The sequence below is a fragment of the Lelliottia sp. EB106-05-01-XG201 genome, assembly GCF_058791735.1.
Window position 1 is genome coordinate 629345 of the sequence record NZ_JBYTDV010000001.1, and the last position, 25182, is coordinate 654526.

The window sequence follows — 25182 nt, forward strand, 5'->3', positions numbered from 1 at the left end:
CAGACCTTGTCATCCGGCCTCCGGTTCGCCGATTTCTGCGGGGAGCCACACCGGTGCCATATTCAGGCGGAGGTTATGAGAATGAGCGAAGCAGACTCAGTATTACACCTAAATATCTTAGTTAATTATTGAAGTTTATTTTTTAAAGAAATATAGATGTCTAATAATTTCCTTACATTCTTTTCGTCAATAGCAAGCCTGGAGTAGTCAACAATGAAATCTTTTCTGGCATCGTTATTTATGAGTAAAAATTTATTATTATCTTTATTACTATACTCAACAGTATATTGCTTATGGAACAGCATGACATCGTCGTGAATAGTAAGCGTTTTTACCTCGTTAGTGCTTTTAGGTTTCCAATCAAGGAAATCGGTGAATATTTTAATCCATTCATTGATGTTTTCTTTTGTGACGTATCCAAAGTGGCTAGAAACGCTGCCGCCATTGTAAATAACAATAAGTGCATATTCTCCATCATCATCTAGACGTAAAATACCTTGTTCTCCATATATATGTTTTGGTTCGTTTACGTTTTTTATATTTACGCCAGTGCTGTACTGTGTCCATGTATAATAAAAAGATGGTTTTCCTGGAGATGAACACCCTGCTGTCAATAATATAAATAAAACAATGAAAATATGTTTCATATAAGGTTAAATCCGTTCTAAGGTTATGACCTAATGCCCTGTATCCGATATCCCGGCCTTTTGGCCGGGAATTACTCACTAATCTTACACTCCCCGCCTCACCACTGGAATACTCCCCGTATCATTCAACGCCCCAGGAAACGTCTTCAACCACTCCGCCACGCGCTGTTGATTGATTCCCGCCACGCTCATCCCTTCCAGGCAGCCCCACAGCTCGCGGGTGTTTTGCGGGGTGATGATGATGCAGTCTGGCATGACGCGGATTTTTACTGGCATCCCGTTGATAAAACCGGCTTTTGGCAGCCACTCTCCGGCAAGCGGGAGGAAGCGATGACCCATACGGGAATAAAGTTCGCAGCAGGCGGCGCTGGACTTAGGCGTGTCGGCTCTCGCATGAGCCGTTGCCTCATCCAGGGCTTTGCCGTGCAGACGACGGGCGTCTTTTTTGCGAGTCACCTCGGGGAAATGATCATTACCCTCTGATCTCTCAGGATCTGTTTGGGCAATAGTGGGATCTGGCATAAACTCGTTTACAGCCATAATAAACTCCTTGATAGTTTTTTGTGGTTAGCGGTGTAAGGGTGCTGTAACACCTTTGCATCGCGCTTCTCAATTTCCCGCTCTGATTAAACTCCTCATCGCGTAAGCCCAATTCTACTCTTCTGGATAAAAAAACAGTGCTTTCAAAATGGAGTACATTCGCGAAATGCGAACGCTCTTCAGAGAAAATTAAAGCCGGAATGAAACGTTACATTTGGCACCGGTGTGGGTCCCCGCAGAAATCGGCGAACCGGAGGCCGGATGACAAGGGCTGGACGCCAGGGATGGCGGCCAGAGGCGAAACGAGACAGGACAAAATTGCCCGGAGCAATTTTGAACAGCGCTTGCGCTGGCCCCGAAGGGGCGAGTCCCATGGATGGGACGAGTAATCACGAGTCGAGCCGACCGCGGGCAGCAGGCCAGGAGGTGAGCGCAGTGCGCAGCACCGATTTCTTGACGGGGCGCGGGGATTGAAAAGGGGGCCGCGCAGCCCCCTTTTCACGTTCACAGGTTATGAAGCATTTATATTCTGCCAAACATAAGGTGAACGGAACAACCTCAGAGGCTAAACAGAACAGCCCCAATCAGCGACGAACCGCAATCGCCTCAATCTCAATCTTCACATCTTTCGGCAGACGCGCCACTTCCACGCAAGAACGCGCCGGGAAGGTCGCCTCGTGCTCGTTGAAGAACGCTTCGTAAGTGGCGTTAACGGTTGCGAAATCATTCAGATCTTTCACGAAAACAGTCGTTTTCACGATATCGCCCACTTTCAGGCCCGCGGATTCAACGATCGCTTTCACGTTTTCCAGCGACTGACGCGCCTGAGCCGCCACATCGTCTGGCACTTCGCCGGTTTTCGGGTTCACCGGAATCTGGCCGGAAGTGATAATCATGCTGCCGAGATCTACGCCCTGAACGTAAGGACCGATAGCCGCTGGTGCATTTTCCGTCGCAAGTACTTTGCTCATGTTTTCTCCAGGATAACAGCGTTAAAAAGTTCCCGGCCATTATACACATCATCCTTCACGCCGCCTCTTCGTTGGCTGCGTCCTCATACCCCGGTCACATAGTTTCCTATGCTCCCGGGGATATTCGGACTTGCCGCCTCGATGCGACGCGAATGATTTCGTGTAACCGGAGTCCGGGATCCCATTACCAACCTCAATTAGTTGGCCAGCACCACATAATGAGAAAACTCTTTTTCGCAGTATTTGCATTTGAGTGCGATGTCATTCGCCCGTTTTTTCACTGCAAAACTGGACGAAACCGGCTCAGCATGACTGATGCAGTTGCTGTTCGGGCAAACCAGTACGTGCTCAATGCGTTCCGGTAAGTTCGGGCGCGATTTGCCCACCACTTCGTAATCGTCGATGCGGTTCACCGTCGCGTCCGGTGCGTACAGGGACAGCTGGTTCACCTGCTCGTCGGTCAGGAAAGTGTTCTCGATTTTGATCAGGTCTTTGCGGCCCATCTCGCCGGACGGCAGGTTCAGGCCGATGGTGATGCGCTGGTCGGTTTCGGTCAGCTTGAACAGCGTCAGGAGCTTAAAGCCCACCATCGCCGGGATATGGTCAATCACGGTGCCACGTTTGATGGCTTCAACCTGGAGTTTATTATCATGTGTCATTGTCATTTCCCCTTACAGAGCGAATTCGCGATTCAGAACCAGTGCCAGTAACGCCTGGCGAGCGAAGATGCCGTTCCCGGCCTGCTGGAAGTACCAGGCGTGCGGCGTCTTGTCCACGTCGGTGGCGATTTCGTCGATGCGCGGCAGCGGGTGCAGCACTTTCATGTTCGTACGCGCACCTTCAAGGTCACTGGCGCGCAGGATGAACTGGGCTTTGACGTTGGCGTACTCGGACGGGTCCAGACGCTCCTTCTGCACGCGGGTCATGTACAGAATATCCACTTCACCCATCACCTCTTCGATGCTGGCGTGCTGGCTCCACTGGATGCCTTTTTCGTCGAGCATATCGAGAATGTACTGCGGCATCGCCAGCGCGGCCGGGGCGATAAAGTAGAAACGGTTGCCGTTAAATTTCGCCAGCGCCTGGGCCAGTGAGTGGACGGTGCGACCATATTTTAGGTCTCCAACCATCGCGATGTGCAGGTTTTCCAGACGACCCTGGGTCTCCTGAATGGTGAACAGATCCAGCAGGGTTTGCGTCGGATGCTGGTTCGCGCCGTCCCCGGCGTTCAGCACCGGAATGCCGCCGGAGAACTCGGTCGCCAGACGCGCCGCGCCTTCCTGCGGGTGGCGCATCACAATCGCGTCCACGTAGGTGCTGATGACGGAGATGGTGTCCGCCAGCGTCTCGCCTTTTTTGCCGAGCGACGTATTGCTGCCATCGGAGAAACCGACCACGCTCGCGCCGAGGCGGTGCATCGAGGTCTCGAACGACAGACGGGTGCGGGTGGAGGCTTCAAAGAAGCAGCTGGCGATCACTTTGTGCTTGAGCAGCTCGGGCTGTGGGTTGGCCTTCAGTTTTGCCGCGGTATCCAGAACCAGTTCCAGCTCTTCGCGGCTGAGGTCATTGATGGAAATGATGTGTTTTTGATAAAGCGGATTCATGTTTATCTCCTGACGCCGGGCAAAAAAAAGCCCCTCAAATGAGGGGCTCTGGGAATAGGGTTATCAACGGGAAGAAAAACGGCAGGCCAGCGTCTGTTTTCAGACGCGGTATGACTGTATGTCGTACACGCTTGACCATGACTTCCTCCCGGCAAATTGTCGGGCATTATACTCAGCTCGATTTTCTGATCAAGCGATTAATGCACACTTTACTCAGTGCAAACGGTTCTATTTGAATATTAATGCGTTCTGAGTAAATAATTAATTTGCTTGTGCACCAGCGCCGTGCGCTTCACCACGCGGGGCGCGACCCAGACAATACTGCTTCCGGCCACCACACCTAAAATTTCCGGTAACTGGTGATAATCCAGAATTCGCGCCACGGCGCGGCCATATCCGGCGACGGTATGGATAAGGATAAACTCGCTGTTGTGCTCCACGCTGACCACCATTTCGGAGATCGAACGGGCCGCGTCCGGGGCAGGGCGTAACTGCGGATTCATCGAATAAATCTTTTGCCCTTTGGCATTTCGAATTTTTATGACACCCAGCAATTTCAGCAGACGGGAGACGCTCGACTGGCTGATGCTATCAAACCCCCGCTCCTGCAGGTCTCGGCGGATCTCTTCCTGGGAAAGGTAGCTGTTCTCGCTAATCAGGCTCTGGCATACCGCGAGCTGAAGTTGTTCTTTTGGGGAGTATTCTCCATATTCCATCATCTGGTTCCCATCTCTGTTGCCAACAAAAAATGCCCGGTGGCGCTACGCTTACCGGGCCTACAAAAAGATTACCGTAGGCCGGATAAGCGCAGCGCCATCCGGCAAATCAGATAAGCGCACCCAGGCTTAACGTCGCCATAATCAGCACCGTCAAAATCCCCAGCAGCGGGGCGACCCACTTGAGATAACGCACGTACGGCACGCGCGCGATCGCCAGTCCCCCCATCACCACGGCGGACGTCGGAGTGACCAGATTGACAATCCCGGAAGCTGACTGGTACGCCGTCACGACCAGGTCGCGGTTGACGTTAGCGAAATCGGCGAGCGGTGCCATGATCGGCATCGTCAGAACGGCAAGGCCCGAGGAAGAAGGCACCAGAAACGACAGCACCACTTCCAGCCAGTACATGACGTTAATAAACGCCACCGTTGACAATCCCGTGACCATATCTTCCGCACTGTGCAAAATCGTGTGCGTAATCATGCCCTTATCCATGATGACTACGATACCGCGCGCAATCCCAATAATCAGCGCGACGCCCAGCAAATCCCGCGCCCCGTTGATAAATGTTGAGGTCAGCTCTTCTTCGCTCATGCGGGCAATCAGCCCGACGATGATCGCGCTGGCGAGGAACACCGCAGAAATCTCCGCCATCCACCAGCCCAGCACCGCCACGCCGTAGATCATCACCGCGAAGGCGAGGGCGAAAATCACCAGGATCACTTTGCGCACCGGGGTGAATTCCAGCGACTGCTCGCCTTTATCGCCGAGGAAATGCGCGCGGTTTTCAGCCTCTTTGTCGGCGACGATCGACAGGGACGGATCCTGGCGCACCTTGCGGGCATAGCGCATCACCCACCACACGCAGATCACCCAGCCGATTGCCAGCAGCGCCACGCGGAGCATAATTCCGTTGGTGAACGGGATCCCGGCGGCGTTGGCGGCGATCACCGTGGCGAACGGGTTAATGGTGGAGCCGAGCGTGCCGATCCCCGCGCCGAGTAAAACGGTCGATGCTGCCACCACCGGATCGAAGCGAGCGGCCAGCATCACCGGGACGAGCAGCGTGTAGAACGGCAGCGACTCCTCCGCCATGCCGTAAATCGTCCCGCCCGCGGCGAATAGCGCCATCAGGATCGGGATCATCCACTCTTCGCGGCCCCGCAGTCGGGTGGTGACGCGCTCGATCCCGGCGTCAATCGCCCCGGTTTTGGTGACGATCCCGAGAAACCCGCCGATGATCAGAATAAACAGCGCGACGTCGATCGCGCCTGCCTGGCCCGATTCAGGATCGTACAGCCCGGCGATCGGGGCCATCAGCACCGAGACGATCCCCTGCGGATGCGCGGCGACGTGCGCGTAAGTTCCGGCAATGGGCACTTCTTTGCCGAGCGTGGCGTTCATCGCCATCTGGTACTGCCCGGCCGGAACAATCCAGCTCAGGGCGGCGACCACGGCGATCAGGAAAAAGAGAATGGTGTAAGCGGAAGGAAATTTGAACTTGCCCATGATGTTCTCCTTGCCCCGGCGCAGCCTGTGGCCGCGCCGGGCGGTGATTAGTCGCCGAGTGTCGCCACCATGACCGCTTTGATGGTGTGCATGCGGTTCTCTGCTTCGTCGAAGACGATAGAGTTCGGGGATTCGAAGACCTCTTCCGTCACTTCCAGCCCTTTCAGGCCGTACGCCATCTCGATTTCGCGGCCCACTTTGGTGTGTTCGTTGTGGAAGGCCGGCAGGCAGTGCATGAATTTCACGTTCGGATTGCCGGTGGCTTTCATCACCTGGGCGTTGATCTGGTACGGCGTCATCAGGCTCACGCGCTCTGCCCAGGCTTCTTTCGGCTCGCCCATCGACACCCACACGTCGGTGTAGAGGAAATCGGTGCCCTGGACGCCTTCGTTCACGTCGTCAGTGAGGGTGATGCGCGCCCCGGTCTCTTTGGCGATGGCACGGCATTGCTCAACCAGCCCGGCTTCCGGCCAGAAGGATTTCGGGGCGACCAGGCGGATGTCCATCCCCATCTTCGCCGCGCCGACCATCAGGGAGTTGCCCATGTTGTTTCGCGCGTCGCCCAGATAAGCGAAGCTCAGCTCCGGCAGGGTCTTGCCCGGCGCGTGCTCGAGCATGGTCATCAGATCGGCGAGGATTTGCGTCGGGTGGAATTCGTTGGTCAGGCCGTTCCACACCGGCACGCCCGCGAACTCGCCGAGTTCTTCAACGATCTCCTGGCCGTAGCCGCGATACTCGATGCCGTCATACATGCGGCCCAGCACGCGGGCGGTGTCTTTCATCGACTCTTTATGGCCAATCTGCGATCCGCTTGGGCCGAGATAGGTGACCTGCGCGCCCTGGTCGAACGCACCCACTTCAAAGGCGCAGCGCGTGCGGGTGGAGGTTTTTTCGAAGATCAGCGCGATGTTTTTGCCGACTAACGTCTGTTTTTCGCGCCCGGCTTTTTTGGCGGCTTTCAGGTCGATGGCGAGATCGATCAGGTACTGGATTTCTGCCGGGGTGTAGTCCAGCAGTTTGAGGAAGTTGCGGTTTTTCAGGTTGATGGTCATGTGGTGATCCTTTTTAAATTTGAGCTGTCTGGTGCCCTCACCCCGGCCCTCTCCCACAGGGAGAGGGGGTATGAGTTCCCTCTCCCCTTGGGAGAGGGTTAGGGTGAGGGGAAAATACGAATCAATTGCTAATCAATTGCGAATCAACGTCCCCTTATCCCCCGCCAGAATCGCGGCGCCATCGGCCAGCGCGCCGATCCCGGCGATGCCGTTGCACGCCTCGACAAATTCACGGCAGGCGCTCACTTTCGGCCCCATCGATCCGGCGTCGAACTGCATGGTTTTGAGCACCTCCGGTGAGACCTGCGCCAGCGGGCGTTGGGTTGGTGTGCCCCAGTCGAGGTACACCGCGTCAGCGTCCGTGAGGATCAGCAGCGCGTCGGCTTCTATCTGGCGGGCCAGCAGGGCAGCGGAGAGATCTTTGTCGATCACCGCCTCAATGCCGTGGTAGCCATTGGCGTTTTCCACCACCGGGACGCCGCCGCCGCCGTTGCAAATCACCAGGTGATCGCGGGCGATAAGGGCGGTGATGGCGTCGCTCTCGACGATGCGTTTCGGCTGCGGCGAGGGCACCACGCGGCGGAAGTAGCTGCCGTCGGCTTTAAACACCCAGCCTTTTTCCGCCTGCAGGTTTTTGGCCTGCTCTTCGCTGTACACCGGGCCGATGTATTTGGTCGGGTTGCGAAACGCCGGGTCGGCGGCGTCGACTTCGACCTGGGTCAGCAGGACGCTCACTTCGCGCTGCGGCAGGTTGTTTTTCAGCGCTTGCTGGAGCATGTAGCCGATCATTCCCTGGCTTTCGGCACCGAGAATGTCGAGCGGGTAGGGCGTGACCTTGTCGTAGGCGCTGTTTTGCAGCGCCAGCAGCCCGACCTGCGGGCCGTTACCGTGAACCAGCACCACGCGCCACTGGGCGGTGAGTCCGGCGATCGTGCGGGCAGCCAGCTCGATGTTCTGGCGCTGAATATCCGCTTCGAGCGGCTCGCCGCGTTTGAGCAACGCATTGCCGCCCAGCGCCACGACCAGAGTGGGTTTTCTTTCCATGATGGCTCCTTTAAATTCCGTCTCGTTCCAGCGGGCAGCTCATGCAGCGCGCGCCGCCGCGACCGCGTCCGAGTTCATCGCCCGGAATCGGCAGCACGGTGATCCCGGCTTTGTCGTATTTCTCGTTGGTCCAGATATTGCGCTCGTAGCCGATCACCACGCCGGGGCGGATGGTCAGCACGTTGTTGGCGTCGTTCCACTGCTCGCGCTCGGCTTCGAAGGCGTCGCCGCCGGTGGTTATCAGGCGTACCTGATTAATCCCTAAGGCTTTTTCGATGGCGTGGAGCAGGTCCGTTTCCTGAGTGCGCAGCAGGCCGCCGCGTCCGTCCGGGGTGAGCGTCCAGCACTGGGCGTCTTTGCGCACCACTTCCGGGTAGACGGAGAAGGTGTCGACGTCGATGTGGGTCATGACTGTGTCGAGGTGCATGCAGGAGCGGTGTTTCGGCAGCTCGACGGCGATGACCCGTTCCGCCTGGCGATGCTGGAACAGGCTTTGCGCGAGGAATTCCACGCCCTGCGGGGTGGTGCGTTCGGACATGCCAATTAATACTGCGCCGCGACCAATGACTAATACGTCGCCGCCTTCCAGGGTGGCGTGGTCGTAATTAATATTCTCGTCGCCGAAGTATTTAATAAAATCGCCGTCGGCAAAGGCCGGATGCCAGCGATATATTGCCCGCAGGTTATTGGTTTCACGCTGACGCGCCGGTTTGGCCATCGGGTTAATCGACACGCCGTTATAAATCCAGCATGAAGTATCGCGAGTAAATAAATGGTTCGGCAGCGGCTTCATAATAAAATCATTCGCCGTGTGGGTATCGACTACCATATTTTTAATAAAGGCCGGAATTTCCCCGTAGGTTAAACCGCCGCTCAGACGGCGCGCCAGTTCGCGGTGTGGCATATCCGCCAGCCAGCCGCGGACGTCGTTGGCGAAGGTTGGCCCGAGGCGATAATCGGAGATTTGGGTTTCTAATAGCCAGGCTTTAGCCTCAGCAATATCAAGTGTTTGGGTAATCAAATCGGTTAACAGCAGGACTTCCACACCCTGTTCGCGAAGGGTGTTTGCGAAGATGTCATGCTCTTCACCCGCCCGCTCAACCGATAACACATCATCGAATAACAGCTCCTGGCAGTTAGACGGCGTTAAGCGTTTCAGACTTAAATTCGGGCGATGCAGCATAACGCTACGCAATTGACCAATTTCAGAACCGACGTAATGCTTTTCCATAATTATTCCTTTAACTGTTTTTTCAGAATAAAAAGGGCTGTGCTATGAACGGGTATTAATTCATAGCCCTTTAAGCTCAATTGATTTCACGGCCAATAGTAAGCGCTTGAGAATTGGTTTTTGTGATATTGCTCACGCGAGATCCGATATTAACGAGTTTGTTTTCTATTGCATGACTCGCATCAGATAATGCTTAATTAGCTATTATTCGCGAGTGAATGGCTAAGCATAAATCGCTGGGGTTATTTGGGGTTGTTATTATTTTGTAGATAGAAACAACCGGACACAAATAGTCAATGCATTGATTTTTATGAACTAATTATTCTTGTCAGCATGAATATGCAATTAAAGGCGTTATCTATTTTTGCCTTAAGGCAAATTAATAAATAACTATCCAGAATAAATGAAATTTACCGAGTGAATAAAGTGTGACCCGGCAGCGTGTTTTTTGCATACATTATTTAAATCAGTGGGTTACTGGTTTACAGAAGATCACCCGGACTGGTGTTATGCATAATCGCTGCATAGTTGCCTGGCTGGCTTTAACAGGCGGATAACACATTTTCCGATAAACATGCGCTGCCGCAAAGATGATGTAGAAAGGGCTGGTATGGCAGTGGAAATTCTCGTATAAAAGTCGAAATTGAAACATTGTTTTATATTGAGGGTTTAGACATGATCGTTGGCAATATCCATCATCTCCAGTCCTGGCTGCCGGAAGAGCTGCGTCAGGCTATCGAACACGTCAAAGCGCACGTTACTGAAGCGACCCCGCTCGGTAAGCACGACATCGACGGCAACAACCTCTTTTACCTGGTCTCGGAAGACATGACCCAGCCGTTCGCCGAGCGCCGCGCGGAGTACCACGACCGCTATCTGGACATTCAGATTGTGATGAAAGGCCAGGAAGGGATGACGTTTAGCACCCTGCCGCACGGCACGCCGGACACCGACTGGCTGGCGGACAAAGACATCGCGTTCCTGCCGGAAGGTGAGCAGGAAAAAACGGTGGTGTTGAGTGAAGGGGATTTTGTGGTGTTCTATCCGGGGGAAGTGCATAAGCCGCTGTGCGCGGTGGGCAGCCCGGCGCAGGTGCGCAAGGTGGTGGTGAAGATGTTGGTGGGCTAGTTTTACCCCTCACCCTAACCCTCTCCCACAGGGAGAGGGGACTGTTCGGCGCTGCTTTTATTCCCTCTCCCCGTGGGAGAGGGTCAGGGTGAGGGCACCAAACCGCAGAGGACTACGGCTCCCCAAGCGTCGCCACCATCACCGCCTTAATCGTATGCATCCGGTTTTCTGCCTGGTCAAACACGATGCTCGCCGCCGACTCAAACACCTTATCCGTCACTTCCATCCCGCCGTGCAGATCGAACTCCTTCGCCATCTGCTTGCCGAGCGTGGTTTGATCGTCGTGAAACGCGGGCAGACAGTGCAGGAACTTGACGTTCGGATTGCCCGTCAGAGCCATCATTTCACAGTTCACCTGATAGCCGCGCAGCAGCTCGATCCGCTCCGCCCACTTCTCTTTCGGCTCGCCCATCGATACCCAGACGTCCGTATAGATGAAGTCCGCGCCTTTCACGCCAGCGATAATATTTTCCGTCAGAGTGATTTTGCCGCCGTTCTTCAATGCCAGCGCGCTGCACTCCGCGACCAGGCTCTCTTCTGGCCAGCAGGCTTTCGGAGCCACCAGACGCAGATCCAGACCGACCAGCGCTGCCGCTTCCAGCATCGAGTTGCCCATGTTGTTGCGCGCATCGCCCGCGTACACCAGCGTCATCTGGTTAAAGGTTTTGCCCGGCAGGTGCTCCTGCATGGTCAGCAGATCCGCCAGCAGCTGGGTCGGGTGGAACTCGTTGGTCAGCCCGTTCCACACCGGCACGCCAGCGTATTCCGCCAGGGTTTCGACCACTTCCTGCCCGTGACCGCGATACTGAATCCCGTCGTACATCCGCCCGAGTACGCGAGCGGTATCCTTAATTGACTCTTTATGCCCAATTTGACTGCCGCTCGGGCCGAGATAAGTGACGCTTGCGCCCTGGTCAAATGCGGCAACTTCGAAAGAGCATCGTGTACGGGTTGAGTCTTTTTCGAAGATGAGCGCGATGTTTTTGCCAGTAAGCTTTTGTACTTCTTTGTTATTTTTTTTATCGGCTTTCAGCTGAGCGGCAAGCGACAGCAGAGAATGAAGCTGTGCAGGAGTAAAATCGAGCAATTTCAGGAAGTGCTTTTTATACAGTTCAGACATGTTATCCTCACATGGCTAAGGCCACTTATTGAATTAAAATTCACTTTATATGTATGAATATTCATTTGCAACCCTGTTTCACAAATCTTTCTTACATTAGGTGGAGGCAAACACGTCCGTGTGTGAAAATAGAAGTATCTGCCGAACTTAAAGAGGAACGAGCCATGGCAAACCCAGAACTGCTGGAAGAGCAACGCGAAGAGACGCGCCTGATCATTGAAGAGCTGCTGGAAGACGGCAGCGATCCGGACGCGCTGTACACCATCGAGCACCATTTCTCTGCAGATGACTTTGAATCGCTGGAGAAACTGGCGGTAGAAGCGTTCAAAATGGGTTACGAAGTGACCGAGCCGGAAGAGCTGGAAGTGGAAGAGGGCGAAACCGTCATCTGCTGCGATATCCTGAGCGAAGGCGCGCTGAAAGCAGAACTGATCGACGCGCAGGTTGAGCAACTGATGGATCTGGCCGAGAAGTTTGAAGTGGAATACGACGGCTGGGGAACTTACTACGAAGATCCAAACGGCGAAGACGGCGATGACGAAGACGATGAAGATTTCGTCGACGAAGATGACGACGGCGTGCGCCACTAAGTGTTATCTGCGGCAGCTTCGGCTGCCGCTTTGTAAGGTTTCATAATGGACTATCCGCAGATTCTCAGCCCCGTTCTTAACTTCCTCCACTGCCCGACCCCGCAAGCCTGGATTGATAAAGCCCGCGACCCGGCGAACCTGCCGCTGCTGCTCACCGACCACATGGTGTGCGAACTCAAGGCCGCCCAGACCGCGCTACTGCTAGTGCGTAAATATGTCGCCGACAAAAGCGGGGCCGACGCGCTGCTCGAGTGGCTCAAACCCTACGAAGCTTTCACCTTCCGCGACGGCCCGGAACCGGATTTCATCGCCCTGCACAAGCAGATCGGCAAAAGCGTGATGCCCAAAAGCGACGACCCCTGGGGCCAGGCGTTGATCGACAGCATGGTGCTGCTGATTAAAGAGGAACTGCACCACTTCTGGCAGGTGCGCGAGGCGATGCTGGCGCGCAACATTCCGTACGTCAAAATCACCGCCAGCCGCTACGCCAAAGGGATGCTGAAGGAAGTGCGCACTCACGAACCGCTGACGCTGATCGACAAACTGATCTGCGGGGCGTACATCGAAGCGCGCTCCTGCGAGCGTTTCGCCGCGCTGGCGCCGTTCCTCGACGACGACCTGCAGAAGTTCTATCTCTCGCTGCTGCGCTCGGAAGCGCGCCACTATCAGGACTATCTGGCGCTCGCTCAACAGGTCAGCGACAAGGATATCTCTTCACGCGTACAGCAATTTGGCGAAATAGAAGCCACACTTATCTCGACACCGGACAGTGAGTTCCGTTTTCACAGCGGCGTGCCGGTGTAATCCGACAGATCAAAAGGATGCGAGACGATGAAGAGAGCCTGGAAACCGATTGTGATTGTTGCCGTACTGGCCGCCGCCGTGGCGTGCTGGGTCTACTACGATAAGCAACGCCTGCAACACACCCCCGAACAGCAGCTCGACACCACGCTCAACAGCATGCCTGCCTGGCAGGTGCTGAAGGAGCAAGACCCCGCATTCCAGCAGCGCATCCGCAGCCAGATCCTCGCGATGCAGAAAGAGGGCGATTCCGAGCAGCAGATTATCGATGTGATTCAGCCGCAGATCCTGCACCTGCAGATGTCGCGCCTGCAGACCGCGCCGGACGCGAGTGTGGTGGATTATATGAAGGCCAACATGGAACAGACCGCCGCCATCCAGAAGGTGAGCGATGACGCCTGTTTTCGTTTCCTCTACCCGGACGTGAAGGGCGGCATCAACCCGCTGCGGGTGCTGGATAAACCGATGATGCAGCGCCGTATGCAGGCCGACGCCGACATGATGCGCGCCGCCTACGGCAAAAACCGCCACACCGTGACGGCGCAGGAGCGCGACACCGCCGTCGCCGACGTGCGCCCGATCATGAAGGAGCTGGCCGCGAAGTACGGCGAGGATATTCAGCTGTTGCAGGCTCCGGACAAGGCGGTGGGCAAAGAGAAGCTGTCGTGCGATATGGTGCAGGAGATGTGGGCCAAAGTACTGCAACTGCCTGAAAGCCATGCCGCCGGTGTGATCCGTCTGGCGGTTTCCGAGCTGGAGTAGGCCTTACGCTGGTTTTTTCAACACTTAGCGCAGGATCCACGCGCTGCCGCTTGCAAGGCAGCGCGTGACAGGTATAATCCACAACGTTTCCGCATACCCCTTCAGTGCCGAAGTGGCGAAATCGGTAGACGCAGTTGATTCAAAATCAACCGTAGAAATACGTGCCGGTTCGAGTCCGGCCTTCGGCACCATCTACATTTTTTCCTTGAAAAACAAGTGATTAAGTAAATTATTTTACCTTTTTTGCCTGTCTAATCTTCACTGATTCTTTCCCGTATAAAAGCCACTGTGATTGTTAATGGCTTTGGTATGTTAGCACGCAGTGGCAAGTAGTTACCAGGCTCAACCTTGTACTGCATACGCCAGTATGCCCCCCTTTGAAGCCGGAAGACGCGCCGCCGTCTCTAAACCTATGCCAAGCACTTTTAACCGTTCCACACTTAGTTCGGAGTTCCGTTCAAGCCTGTCGTGATGACTCACCACGAATAAACAAGCAAATTCGCGGTATGGTATTCGTTACGAGAGCGGTTAACTGACAAGACTCCTGTGATACGCCTAAGGCGCTTAAATTGATGCGCCCAACATGGCACAAAAGGCGGTCTATCGTTTAATTTTGCTCCATACATCAACTGGCATTGCCAGCTGTATGGGGCTTGGTCTGCTGGTTCCGATGAACGGATTAAATTGCTAAGATGCAGACCATAAGCCATAAGCCATAAGGCGGAGATAAGTATGAAATCTGTAGAACTATTTGCCGGTGCTGGTGGCTTGGCTATGGGTTGCGAAATTGCTGGTTTTGAGCATCTTGCAGTCGTTGAATGGGATAAATGGGCCTGTGATACCGTTAGAGAGAACAAAAAGAATGGCTTTCCGCTGTTGTCTGATTGGGATCTTTTTGAGGGCGATGTAAGAGAATTTGATTGGTCGAAAATCCCTAAAGGGATTGACCTTCTTGCGGGAGGGCCACCTTGCCAGCCATTTTCAATCGGTGGTAAGCACAAGGCTAATTCTGATTCGCGGGACATGTTTCCAGCGACAGCAGAAGCGATCAGGAAAATTCGCCCTAAGGCTTTCATCGTCGAGAATGTGAAAGGCTTAACACGGGCAACTTTTGCGAGCTATTTCCAGTACATCCAGTTACAGCTTGAGTTTCCAGAAGTAGCCCCGCGAAATGGCGAAGACTGGAGCGAGCATTTAAAACGCTTGCAGGAAGAAAAAACCAGTGGAAAGAACAAAGGGAGAGGGCTGACGTATAACGTTCTGGCTACGTTAGTCAATGCAGCAGACTACGGCATCCCACAAAAACGTGAGCGTGTCTTCATTGTTGGCTTCCGCGATGATCTTGAAATTGAGTGGTCGTTCCCTAAACCGACACACAGTTATGATGCACTCGTTTATGATCAGTGGGTTACTGGCGATTACTGGAAACGACACGGTTTAGAAATGCCAACTGTTCCAAGCCAGATGGTTAACCGTATCGCAAAATTGCGTAAAAATCCTCCCGATACACTTCCGTGGAAAACAGTTAGAGATGCAATCGCGGATTTGCCAGATCCTGAAACAAAGGCGGCAAAGATGATCCGTAATCATGCGTTCCAGGCGGGGGCACGAGCTTATCCCGGTCATACCGGAAGCCCCTTAGATCTGCCAGCTAAAACGCTCAAAGCAGGTGCTCATGGCGTTCCTGGGGGCGAGAACATGCTTGTTCGTGATGATGGCTCAGTACGCTATTTTACTGTGCGAGAAAGTGCCAGAATTCAAACATTTCCCGATAGTTATCGTTTTCACGGGAGTTGGACTGAAACTATGAGGCAGTTAGGTAACGCTGTGCCGGTTCATTTGGCGTATTGCGTTGCCAGCAGTGTAGCGGAAAAGCTGCTGACCTCTGAAATTGGGAACATCCTTAAGCAGGGTGGCAATTATAAAAGGGCTTCTGCATGACAGGAAAGGTCATACCATTCAATCCACTTGATAAACAAAATTTAGGTGCCAGCGTTGCGGAAGCCTTATTGAGCAAAGATGCTCATCCTCTGGAGGAGTTAACCTCATTTCAAGGAGCAGGGATTTACGCAATTTATTACACTGGCGATCATCCTGCTTATGGGCAACTGGCAGAACTGAATCGTGACGGGCAATTTCGATTGCCTATCTACGTGGGTAAGGCCGTCCCAGCAGGGGCGAGAATGGGGCTTACCAACCCTGATAAGGTTGGTAACGTTCTGTTCAGGCGCTTGAAAGAACATGCAGAAAGTGTTCGCGCAGCGGAAAATCTTTCGATTGAAGATTTTTATTGTCGATTTTTGGTTGTTGATGACATCTGGATCCCATTGGGAGAATCGCTGGTTATCTCTCGCTTTAAACCGATTTGGAATTCGTCTATTGATGGTTTCGGTAATCATGACCCAGGTAAGCATCGCTACACTGGTTTACGTCCTCGCTGGGACTTTATGCACCCGGGGAGAGGATGGGCTCAAAATTTACGTGAGCGTGATGAAACTGTGGATGAACTCATTCGTGATTCAATACAGTATCTTCAGAATTTACCGCCTTGCTTGGCTCAGAAATTTATCGAAGCTGAAGGCGATTAATCAGCAAATGATCATCGGGGGCATCTGCCTCCGAATGTGATTAAGCCTTGGTTGACAAAGTGGTTGTTTAAAACGTTAAGCGTCAATTTTCTGGCCCTATACCTTCTGACGTGCATAATTCTCAAATATCAGGGAGTTGCAAGAACGACTTAAGTCGGTAGAAGGTTGCTTTGCTGATCTCTAACCTATCCTGGACCGCTGCTGGTGGTAATCCTCGTGCTAATAACTCACGTACTTGTTCAACGGTTGCTTTGATCGGTCTGCCGCAATGCTTACCTTCCGACTGAGCTCGTTTGATTCCTGCGGCTCTACGCTCTGCGATTAGGTCTTTTTCCAGGCTGGCAAGTCCTGCCATCATAGTGAGCATGGCTTTACCCACTGGTGTTGAAAGATCAAACCCCTCTCGCAAGCTGACAACCTTCACACCCTTCATTTGCAACATTTCAACAGTAGATAGTACATCGATAGTGTTACGTCCCAAGCGGTCTATAGCAATCACGATCAGCGTATCGCCTTCTCGCACATAATTGAGTAGTTCACCAAACCCTGGACGCTCTCCTGCCTTGATTGCACCACTCACCGCTTCATCGCTGAACCAGCGAGTAACGCTATAACCAGCATCGGTTATCTGCTGCTTCTGGTTTTCAACGTTCTGGTCGCTGGTGGAAACTCGCACGTATCCGATCACAGTAGTCATGATGTTCTCTCAGTCTCAAAAGATGGTGTCAAAATAATAACTGTCTCAAAATAAAAGATCAATCTTTTGAGACAAGGCGAAACCGCATTTTGTGGTTGCGTCGATGTGGTCTTAAAAGGAGATGGTTATGAGACTGGATAATCGAGGGATAAGAATTTCGATTTAAAGCGGAGGATTGTGGGGGCGTAAAATCTAAATGGGCGGTTGGCTCGTGTAGCCGTTGAGCTTAGATGGTTGCATCTTAAAAAAACGGGGTATGGCGTGATTGCTCACGCCTTCGTTTACATCTCAGAACACAGGCTCAGCGTGTAGAGTGCCGTTTGACCATCGTTGTTAGTCGGGCGCATAACGAAAACAGGATCGCTACCATTGTCGATGTAAGTGACAGCTATTCCACCATCTGGGGTGGAGTACATCTTCGCAATACTTTTCTCTCCAATGAAACCCAGCCGCCAGGTTTTACCACCCATGCTTACCTTCATGCTTTTGTCCCGCACATCGATGCGAGTTTCGACAGAAGATTTTTGGCTACCTGAATCGATCTGCCCTTCCTGAATGGCCTTACAGGTGAATGTGGTTGCACTTGAGGCGAAGGGGAGGACGAGCAGCGCCGCGAGAATCAATTTTTTCATGGTCTTCCTTTTGGATACGAGTTAAGAGTTCGTCGGGAGACATTATAAAATCGTCAATTGATAAAAACGATCAATTTCTATTGTATCGATCGATAAAATTGATCAACATTGAAACTATAAATCCTATGCTCAGTCGTCATGGGTGAGGTTTTTATAAGAGAATTCAACGGGATGATGTTATGAGAAGAGCAATGATGGTGATGTGTGGGCTACTGTTTTCACAGTTGGTAGCAGCAGGGCAGATCACAATGATCGATCCTCAGCAGGATACGACGGAGAATGGCAAGACGCTTTGCACCTACGAGAACAGCCAGTATGTTTTTACCTACGTCACTAAAGGGCAGTGCCCCTATGCAAAGACTTTCGACACTCAGGATTCAGAGTAGAGGCTGGATAAAATAGGAAGTGTTGTTTAAATTCATGAAAAGACAGGTGTGCTTAGCACAAGCCTTCAACGGATCGATTGTTAATTATTCTGATAACGGCACGGCGCAAGGCTTTATGCAAGGTTATCGATAGTTTCAATTGTTACTATCTTGGTAGGTTTGGTAACTTTACTCTGTATCAACGGTGCTTCTTTATAAGCCAATTACCGTCGGGTTAGATGTCAGTTTAATGGGAATTATCTCAGGGTTATTGTATGAATGATTCGGAGTGAGCAGGGCGACGTACTATCGTAGGGTCAAGGGCTTAATCAGTAATCGACGCGAAGCGCCGGAACCATACTGTTATGCGCTGGCCTTGGTACCAGGCTAACGCCGCGCATGAAAGATAGCCATTACAGGAGAGATCATTTTTGACAAGTTACCTTCATCAAAGATGCTTCTCCTGTGCGGATGCTTGTTATGCTCGCTACGCTCCCAAACATAAACCCAACTAACTTTAAGGTTAGTTAATTGGGTTTCTCTCTCTTGGGCTACTACCGCCCAAACTTTGCTTAATGCCATCCAGCGACTACGCCGCCAATAACAACACTCCGCAATGATCTAATGGCATTCCTGCTTAATGTCATACATCGATCTCTATCAACCACCTAATAACCAACCAACCTAATTAATTAGGCTGTCTGTTTATCTGGTGCAAGGTAGTTATGACATTACCACTACGTGCAAACATCCCTCACCAATCATCACTGATTGTCTCGTGCTGATGCACTTCGGTGCAGAGATAAAGTTATCTCTATTATAATAGGCGATTTACTAAGTGTATGATTTACAAATAAAACTCAGGGGTAAATTCGCCATTTTTTACTTTTTTACCTAAGAAATGGCGAGATGATGTTTGTGAATGGCGGCGCTGCTGGCGCTCTGGTGATCGGCAATGTCAGATTGCAGAGTGGGGAACAGCTTGTTCCAGGCATCGTCTAATCTATTTCTATGATCGTCATTGTCCGACAAAGCGGGGAGCATTTTACTACAGAAATCTTCCAGCATGTTCTGGACAAAATCCAGGGAGATAGTTTTCGGCTCTGCCACGGTGATCTGACACATTCCCAAAATCTCATCAACAGATTTCGTCTGTATCAGGTAGATGGTGTCTTTTGGCGTCTCTGCTATCACCATGTAACTGATCCATCCCGCCCTCTGAAACTGCTTGAAGATGGTAAGTAATCTCTTAGCACTGATCCGTAACTCTCTCGCCACTTCTGGGAGATTGAACAGTGTCCCGGATTCAGATCTGCATTCATCATCTAAATGTGGAGGTAACTCGTATTCCCATTCGTAGGTTTGTAGCCAGGAATAGAAGTCTTTATGATCTTTGGTGAACGTGAGCACTACGGGCAATGTTCCACGCTCTGGCGGGTGTGTCACTTCAACGATGTGGTTAAAGCGATGGCGCAAGCGGTCATGATAATAGCTTTCGTTGTTGTAATCCTGGCGTTCCTGCTGGCGTTTCTCGATGGTGGCTTTGCTTGGGGTTCCTCTTGGCATGTGTGATCCTCCTATCTGTTTTATGTTCAGTTATTCCTCATGTTGGTTAGTTATCTGTGCATTTTTTCACCAGATAAAGCGGGTGATGCTTAAACATCTGTATAGAAAAGAATCACAAGGTGTGTTTGTTCCGTGGCTTTCTTCTCCGGTGGCAAGTTCTACCATAAAAATAGATTGGCTTCCACTGTTGATTGCGTGCATAAAGAGCACTAATCGCAAAGCAAAAATATAACGCTTTGAAAATGATCAATAAAAATTAATCGAATCTCCATTTTGGTATTGACAAACGTTATTAAAATAGTGTACTATGGTAAGTATGAAGGGGAGAAAACCTTCTGAAACTTTCGGCCCTGGGCGGGGTAACTGCCTGGGGCTTTTTGCATCCAAAATCCGAAGGAGGCCATTATTGAAGTATTACAGCAGTGACCAGGTGTTTAATGACCTGGTGAGTGGCGAAGTGAAACGCCACGTTATTTACGCATCAATGCAAGCAGCAAAATCGAGAGGATACACAGACCGAATGGAAATGTTTCAATCTGCAATTATCCGTTATGACCAACACCGAAAGGAGAACACCAACTAAGGAGGAACATTGATTCAAGCATACGAGGATGGTTATTTTTTCAGAGATACACTTCAGCACCACGATCACCGACCACTTTCCGAATTTTCCAGACAATCCCAACAACTCGTTTCTTTAGATAATGTTCTGTACGTTGTCGAAGTGGATAGTGGTGAAATTCTTCATTACGACTCGACAGAGTATTTGCTGGATGGTGGCATTGTTCAGGATCTGCATTTGAGCTACTCGACAGCAGACACCGCCAAATCTAAACAGGCTCACCGTGACTACTCCAATAAACTTGGCGACAAGCCAGGAAATGCAGCCTACAACGGGATCAAAGAGTTTGCAGACGTATTGAGCAAGCCAGATTTCAGCAAAGTGTTTTCACTGTGTAACGAAGTAGACAGACGAAATCTAATCTTTATTAAACGTAAGGCACTTTGCGAAGTGCTGGAAACAACACCGGATCATCTTAGTAGAGTGTTGAAAGGTTTAGAGCGAAAGAATTACATCAAAGTTGATAAAGCTGAACACCAGAAAGGCACATTGAAAATCTGGGTTAATCCGTCATTCATCTGGAAAGGTGACTTAGCCAACCGTTATTTAGCTGGACACATGCAAGGCTTTCCCATCCTGGAACGAAAACGCCCCGTAAAACGCTCTGACGTGCTCGACACGCTCACGGCGGCGGCAATGGCTGCTTATGATGACTGGTATGCTGAACACGGTTATAAGGCCAATCAGCCTTATTCTAATGAATGGTATGCAGAGATCACGATGTACGACAACGCCCACGGCGAAGGTGTACGCCTTGCAGCAGAAAATCAGACATTGAGCAGGTTGTTGAACCCGGCAACGTCAGAGGGTGACTTCATTCGTGAGTTATTCACTCCTGCACAGTACAAGGCTTATCTACAAATGTTTGCAAAACTGACAAGGAGAATACACTGATCCAATGTCTGGTAATAAAGGTATCCGTACAATACTTCTTTGAACTAAGTTAATCAATTCTCATGCATACCACTCTTTCGGGGGATTATGTATTACCGTTACCAAGAATGATAAGTATTTATACTGTACAAAATTATTTTTAAAAAAGGATGAAGCATGATTATTGCTCTTTACTGGTATTTGTTCTTTAGTTTTGCTCTGTATCTTATCTCCAAATTAAATTCTAATTGATAATTAGCCCTGCGTTTGAATAGCTCAGGGCTTGAATTTTTAAAAAGTAACATCAGTTTGCTTTTAGCTCATCTTTAGCTAATGAGTCATAGAGTATTTTAGTGAGGGGTGATTCTAAATAGTCATCGCTGAGCAATTTAATAAAGTGTCTTTGTGATTTTTTTGTCTTAACTATCAATTGCTTGCCATCTTCGCTAACTATCATGACAGTTGAGAGGAATGAGTGTTCTTTTACATACTCAATGATCACAGGAACATCAATTTTACCTAATACTGGAGAATGTTTAGCAATTTTGGCCAGCTTTCTTGAGAAAGACATTTCAGCTGAGCTTTTTTCGAGATGAGATAGGTCTTCAATAAGATTTGATTCTTTTAATGCTGTTAAAGCAATAACCGATTGAGATTGAATAATCTCATGGAATTTCATAGTTCTTTCAAGCGTAGTTAGATTTTTTATAATGAAGTTGTTATCTAAAAGTATTAAGTCATAGTTGAAATCCAATCTGAAAACTTGTTCAGGAAGTTCTTTAAGGAAACCATCCGGGTCTGGAATTAAGTTGAAAACTTTACGACTTTGCTCAAAAACTGTTATTGGTGTTTTGTTTTTATAGATCGACAAACACTTATTATTACCACGTATCTGAATAATTATTCCTTTGATGTTCCTGAATTTATCTTCATAATTATAGTAATCCTGTGAGTTAGGTGGGATTTCTATAGCTGATGTTATAAAATCAAACTCTAAGGGTTTTTGCTCATAGTCGAATAAAAACAAAGCATTTTTGCGATCGTCAAAATTTGAGAGTTGGGGAGTGGTTAGATCTTCGTTTTCAATAATGTCTTGTGTAAGGCTTAATTTAAAACCTTCAATGATTTTAGGGAATGCATCGTTATCTATTTTTGAAAGTTTTAAGGAGTAGTTCTCTTCATTCTTTACAATGAAGATTACTCTAATTCCTGAGTAGTTTTCAAAAATACTGTTTATTTCTACCTTCAAATTATCTGGGTTCATCTTTTTTCCTTGCTATGAAAACGTAGTCATCAAAAAAACTGTAAAATACTTGATCGTCAACAGTTAGCACATCCATCGAGATTGCAATGACGTTTTTTACTTCACCACTTCCTGCATGAGAAATGTTAACTCTATACAGTTTATAACCGAAAAGTGCCAAAGTAGGATTCGCATAATACTTATCCGTTTTAATGAAAATTAAACCAATCACTACTATTAAGAGAAAGTAAGCGAGGTTTTTCTGAGGGTCATCAAAACTGAATCCCATAAAAGGTACTATGTATGTGGCTAAGAAAGTCAAACTTTCATAGCTCTCACTTTGACAAGCAGTGATAGTTACACAGTCAGCGTTGTTGACCTTTGTCAACTTTTTAAATCGTCTATAGAAATAAACCGCTATCATTATGAAAAATAAGCAGATTATTGGGATGATGTTGCTGGAGGCTAATTGATAAAATCCTATAAAATGGCAGGAGGGGCCATAACAAAATGGGATTTTTGCGCTCAAAATGATAATAAAAACAAACAGCAACATTAAAGACAGTATGTAAAGTCCCATCTTGTTGAATGTGCTTTTTCGTTTCATGTTATCCCCCAGTGATGAAATCATAATCAAAACTTGATTATGTGAACATCAAAAGCATACCCCATAACACTGGTTTTTTGTACAGTAATTGGCAAGGTAATGCGTATAATCTGACTTACAAAAGTACGCCTTGTAGATTTTCTGGTCCAAATTGCCATCATGTACTTTTAATTCATGTAGAGTAGCCAATGACGTATCAGCAATTACATGATTTTATTGTCTATTTTTATGTTTTTTTGTAAAAAACCAGAAGATTGAAAAGGGCCACTGAGGCCCCTTGGTGTTATTTACGGTTTTTGTTGGATTGAGCCAGCACGGAAGCAGCAAGCTGCTTGGTTAAAGTACTGGAACGTGGATTATCCAGCGCCGCAGATGCTTTATGTTCCATTGCACCACTTGTCTGATTTGAGGAACCTTTTTGAGAGAGAGCTGAACCAGCAAGGCTCTTCTGAATTGCAGATGCGTTGGGGTTGTTTAGGGTTTGTGCTGCGACTGATGCGACTTTACTTGATGTTTGCTTTGAATTGTTAGCCATTCTCAACACCTATTCAAGAAGTGAATTATTGAACATCTTGTATTTAAATTAAGAATGAATACAAGATGTAGTGTTAATGATAATCCTCACCGTTTCGCTGTGCAACGATGAAAAATCTCTTTACTGGATAAAACTACAGTTTTAAAAATGTGCGGTATTTCTGCTTTCAAATTGGCTTAATGTGCATACATTTAGATGATACCACTGCGTTTTCTGATCGTTATTCGTTCACTATTTATCAGTTTTCTCACGTTGGGGCTCCTTCTCTATCTCTGGGTAACGTAATAGCTCGATGTATGGCTGTAGTTCAATCGGAGATGCTGCATTCTTGCTGTACGTCTTGAAACTTTCTGTAGAGCCGCGCTCATGACCCAAGAGAAGTGCGATCCGGTCTTCTGGGACTGGTTTTAACTTACCTCGTCCAACCCCCCCACGATCCAGAATCTGCGCCACTGCATGGCGTAGACTGTGAAAAACTTTCAACTCTGATCCTACTTCCCCCAATGCCTTACGTTTAGCCCTCGTAAAACGCTGTGAATGCCACGTAGAGCGCTTTCCATCTGCACGGTCAGTCATCGACGCACGATAGAATAAAAAGCCGTTATGGGGCTTCTCACGCAGCGACAAAACCAACGGAGTGATCAGGCTATGCACCGGAATAATACGGGCTGCTGATTTGGTCTTCCCCTCCGTCACTTCGAAACATAACACCCCTTCAATCTCTCGGATGTTGGCTGCACGTAATGAACAAATTTCATTCAGGCGCATACCGCTATACATCCCGATCAGCGTTACATTTTGCATCTCTTCATCATTCGCCATCACAGCGAACACCTTCGCCAATTCTCCAGGCTCAAATACTTCATAACTCACCTTGCTACTTTTGGCCTCCAGCGCATGACCGCGCCAGATGTTTTCTTGCGGTGCATCGTGGTAGCGATTACGGGCCAGATCCCAGATTTGAGCCAGTGCGCTGACATAGTTTTGTATGGTCTGTGGTGCTTTCTCCGTCTTGAGCTGATCAAGCCAGCCTGTAACGGTGGTTCGGTTAACGTCACGAAGCTGAACATCACGCTTTTTCAGATGTTCTAAGAGCACTTCAACAGCCTTGTTTGTCTTCGATAGCGTAGTGAGTTTGCGCTTCTCGCTGAACTGCAATAGATAAAGATCACGCATTTTCAGAAGGGATGGCACTCCTTGGGATTGGGTATTGCTCATGACATGCTGAACAGGTGTTTCATGAACTCGGGCGCTAACTCTGCGTAGCTCTGCAATTGCCTGCTCAATCTTACTCCCTTCTCTTGGTTTGACCTGTTCCCGTAAACGTATCCATTCAACAGCGATAGCATCTCTGAACAATCGTGCCTGACGTATGTCACTTGTGCCAGTGCTCTTGACGAAGTAGCGCTTGTTGCCAAAAAGCGAGCGCATGTAAGCTGGAACGGTAATCCTTACCAGATAGTTTCCGCATGGATCTAAAACTAAGTAACGATCTCTCTTGAAACTCATGTTCACCCCGGCTATTTTGTAAGGGCTTTTACATGGGGAAGTTTCCTGTGTAGATTGTTGGAGCGGCGAATTCTTAGCAGTTGATTCAATAGCTTAGAACAGCTTGCTGGACAAGCGAACACCGTAGAAATACGTGCCGGTTCGAGTCCGGCCTTCGCACCATAGATATGCAAATTAAAGCTACCTACGGGTGGCTTTTTTTATATATAGAATTCAGATTTCGCAG

Annotated in this window: 28 protein-coding genes and 1 tRNA gene; 9 read left to right on the forward strand and 20 right to left on the reverse strand. The window is 49.8% G+C overall.

Going from position 1 to position 25182, the window contains the following annotated elements:
- Positions 1-125 precede the first annotated feature (125 nt).
- The 11 genes from AC3WS9_RS02915 to arcA all read right to left on the reverse strand — a co-directional run bounded on the left by AC3WS9_RS02915 (position 126) and on the right by arcA (position 9318).
- Positions 126-647, reverse strand: coding sequence for a hypothetical protein (locus tag AC3WS9_RS02915; RefSeq protein WP_492486607.1), 522 nt, complete (start codon positions 645-647; stop codon positions 126-128).
- Between the two features lie 84 nt (positions 648-731).
- Positions 732-1187, reverse strand: coding sequence for a SymE family type I addiction module toxin (locus AC3WS9_RS02920; RefSeq protein ID WP_492486609.1), 456 nt, complete (start codon positions 1185-1187; stop codon positions 732-734).
- A 584-nt stretch (positions 1188-1771) separates the two neighbouring features.
- Positions 1772-2158: a 2-iminobutanoate/2-iminopropanoate deaminase gene (gene ridA / locus AC3WS9_RS02925; RefSeq protein WP_202674092.1), complete on the reverse strand. Its 387-nt coding sequence runs from the start codon at positions 2156-2158 to the stop codon at positions 1772-1774.
- A 197-nt stretch (positions 2159-2355) separates the two neighbouring features.
- The gene (gene pyrI / locus AC3WS9_RS02930; protein WP_095280560.1) at positions 2356-2817 is read right to left on the reverse strand and encodes an aspartate carbamoyltransferase regulatory subunit; all 462 of its coding nucleotides are present in this window, start codon (positions 2815-2817) and stop codon (positions 2356-2358) included.
- 12 nt (positions 2818-2829) lie between these two features.
- Positions 2830-3762: an aspartate carbamoyltransferase gene (pyrB, locus tag AC3WS9_RS02935; RefSeq protein WP_095280561.1), complete on the reverse strand. Its 933-nt coding sequence runs from the start codon at positions 3760-3762 to the stop codon at positions 2830-2832.
- Positions 3763-3796: 34 nt separating this feature from the next.
- A complete protein-coding gene (locus AC3WS9_RS02940) occupies positions 3797-3901 on the reverse strand; it encodes a pyrBI operon leader peptide (protein WP_095280562.1) in 105 nt (34 codons plus the stop codon).
- A 100-nt stretch (positions 3902-4001) separates the two neighbouring features.
- Positions 4002-4481 carry an arginine repressor gene (locus AC3WS9_RS02945; protein WP_095280563.1) on the reverse strand — a complete coding sequence of 160 codons (480 nt, stop codon included), beginning with the start codon at positions 4479-4481 and terminating at the stop codon, positions 4002-4004.
- Between the two features lie 106 nt (positions 4482-4587).
- Positions 4588-5991 carry a YfcC family protein gene (locus tag AC3WS9_RS02950; RefSeq protein ID WP_095280564.1) on the reverse strand — a complete coding sequence of 468 codons (1404 nt, stop codon included), beginning with the start codon at positions 5989-5991 and terminating at the stop codon, positions 4588-4590.
- A gap of 47 nt (positions 5992-6038) precedes the next feature.
- On the reverse strand, positions 6039-7043 hold the full coding sequence (gene argF / locus AC3WS9_RS02955; protein WP_282493384.1) for an ornithine carbamoyltransferase: 1005 nt from the start codon (positions 7041-7043) through the stop codon (positions 6039-6041).
- 132 nt (positions 7044-7175) lie between these two features.
- A complete protein-coding gene (gene arcC / locus AC3WS9_RS02960) occupies positions 7176-8087 on the reverse strand; it encodes a carbamate kinase (protein ID WP_492486613.1) in 912 nt (303 codons plus the stop codon).
- 10 nt (positions 8088-8097) lie between these two features.
- Positions 8098-9318, reverse strand: a complete 1221-nt coding sequence (gene arcA, locus AC3WS9_RS02965) for an arginine deiminase (protein ID WP_282493386.1) — start codon at positions 9316-9318, stop codon at positions 8098-8100.
- Positions 9319-9993: 675 nt separating this feature from the next.
- On the opposite strand from arcA, the gene AC3WS9_RS02970 reads away from it, so the two are divergent.
- Entirely contained in the window at positions 9994-10446 is a 453-nt protein-coding gene (locus AC3WS9_RS02970; RefSeq protein ID WP_492486615.1) for a YhcH/YjgK/YiaL family protein, read from the forward strand.
- A gap of 112 nt (positions 10447-10558) precedes the next feature.
- On the opposite strand, the gene argF (AC3WS9_RS02975) is transcribed toward AC3WS9_RS02970, so the two are convergent.
- The gene (gene argF / locus AC3WS9_RS02975) at positions 10559-11566 is read right to left on the reverse strand and encodes an ornithine carbamoyltransferase (protein WP_492486617.1); all 1008 of its coding nucleotides are present in this window, start codon (positions 11564-11566) and stop codon (positions 10559-10561) included.
- Positions 11536-11841: a putative translational regulatory protein ArgL gene (gene argL, locus AC3WS9_RS02980; protein WP_390889401.1), complete on the reverse strand. Its 306-nt coding sequence runs from the start codon at positions 11839-11841 to the stop codon at positions 11536-11538. Before argL ends, argF (AC3WS9_RS02975) begins: the two co-directional genes overlap by 31 nt.
- Here argL and rraB point away from each other — a divergent pair.
- The 6 genes from rraB to AC3WS9_RS03010 all read left to right on the forward strand — a co-directional run bounded on the left by rraB (position 11731) and on the right by AC3WS9_RS03010 (position 16307).
- Entirely contained in the window at positions 11731-12156 is a 426-nt protein-coding gene (rraB, locus tag AC3WS9_RS02985) for a ribonuclease E inhibitor RraB (RefSeq protein WP_100777805.1), read from the forward strand. The two genes, argL and rraB, sit on opposite strands and share 111 nt — an antisense overlap.
- Before the next feature lie 45 nt (positions 12157-12201).
- Entirely contained in the window at positions 12202-12960 is a 759-nt protein-coding gene (gene miaE, locus AC3WS9_RS02990; RefSeq protein ID WP_492486620.1) for a tRNA isopentenyl-2-thiomethyl-A-37 hydroxylase MiaE, read from the forward strand.
- A 27-nt stretch (positions 12961-12987) separates the two neighbouring features.
- Positions 12988-13719, forward strand: coding sequence for a topoisomerase II (locus AC3WS9_RS02995; protein WP_103948342.1), 732 nt, complete (start codon positions 12988-12990; stop codon positions 13717-13719).
- 106 nt (positions 13720-13825) lie between these two features.
- A tRNA-Leu gene (locus tag AC3WS9_RS03000) sits at positions 13826-13910 on the forward strand.
- 541 nt (positions 13911-14451) lie between these two features.
- Positions 14452-15660, forward strand: coding sequence for a DNA cytosine methyltransferase (locus AC3WS9_RS03005; protein WP_492486622.1), 1209 nt, complete (start codon positions 14452-14454; stop codon positions 15658-15660).
- Positions 15657-16307, forward strand: coding sequence for an Eco29kI family restriction endonuclease (locus tag AC3WS9_RS03010; RefSeq protein ID WP_046275802.1), 651 nt, complete (start codon positions 15657-15659; stop codon positions 16305-16307). Before AC3WS9_RS03005 ends, AC3WS9_RS03010 begins: the two co-directional genes overlap by 4 nt.
- A 121-nt stretch (positions 16308-16428) precedes the next feature.
- Here the strand turns inward: AC3WS9_RS03010 and AC3WS9_RS03015 are convergent, their stop codons facing one another.
- Complete coding sequence (locus tag AC3WS9_RS03015) at positions 16429-17004, reverse strand: recombinase family protein (protein ID WP_429209486.1); 576 nt, start codon at positions 17002-17004, stop codon at positions 16429-16431.
- Positions 17005-17285: 281 nt separating this feature from the next.
- The gene (locus AC3WS9_RS03020) at positions 17286-17636 is read right to left on the reverse strand and encodes a hypothetical protein (protein ID WP_492486625.1); all 351 of its coding nucleotides are present in this window, start codon (positions 17634-17636) and stop codon (positions 17286-17288) included.
- A gap of 179 nt (positions 17637-17815) precedes the next feature.
- On the opposite strand from AC3WS9_RS03020, the gene AC3WS9_RS03025 reads away from it, so the two are divergent.
- Complete coding sequence (locus AC3WS9_RS03025) at positions 17816-18022, forward strand: hypothetical protein (protein WP_023310214.1); 207 nt, start codon at positions 17816-17818, stop codon at positions 18020-18022.
- A gap of 873 nt (positions 18023-18895) precedes the next feature.
- Here the strand turns inward: AC3WS9_RS03025 and AC3WS9_RS03030 are convergent.
- Positions 18896-19567 (reverse strand): hypothetical protein, encoded by a 672-nt coding sequence (locus AC3WS9_RS03030; protein ID WP_492486628.1) that lies wholly within the window; start codon positions 19565-19567, stop codon positions 18896-18898.
- Positions 19568-20159: 592 nt separating this feature from the next.
- Between AC3WS9_RS03030 and AC3WS9_RS03035 the strand changes: the two genes are divergently transcribed.
- Complete coding sequence (locus AC3WS9_RS03035) at positions 20160-21083, forward strand: hypothetical protein (RefSeq protein ID WP_492486630.1); 924 nt, start codon at positions 20160-20162, stop codon at positions 21081-21083.
- Positions 21084-21366: 283 nt separating this feature from the next.
- On the opposite strand, the gene kwaB is transcribed toward AC3WS9_RS03035, so the two are convergent.
- The 4 genes from kwaB to AC3WS9_RS03055 all read right to left on the reverse strand — a co-directional run bounded on the left by kwaB (position 21367) and on the right by AC3WS9_RS03055 (position 24956).
- On the reverse strand, positions 21367-22326 hold the full coding sequence (gene kwaB / locus AC3WS9_RS03040) for an anti-phage protein KwaB (protein WP_266028158.1): 960 nt from the start codon (positions 22324-22326) through the stop codon (positions 21367-21369).
- A complete protein-coding gene (kwaA, locus tag AC3WS9_RS03045) occupies positions 22313-22912 on the reverse strand; it encodes an anti-phage protein KwaA (RefSeq protein ID WP_492486632.1) in 600 nt (199 codons plus the stop codon). Before kwaA ends, kwaB begins: the two co-directional genes overlap by 14 nt.
- Positions 22913-23195: 283 nt before the next feature.
- Positions 23196-23447: a hypothetical protein gene (locus tag AC3WS9_RS03050; RefSeq protein ID WP_003845544.1), complete on the reverse strand. Its 252-nt coding sequence runs from the start codon at positions 23445-23447 to the stop codon at positions 23196-23198.
- Positions 23448-23678: 231 nt separating this feature from the next.
- On the reverse strand, positions 23679-24956 hold the full coding sequence (locus AC3WS9_RS03055; protein WP_492486635.1) for a site-specific integrase: 1278 nt from the start codon (positions 24954-24956) through the stop codon (positions 23679-23681).
- Positions 24957-25182: the final 226 nt, after the last annotated feature.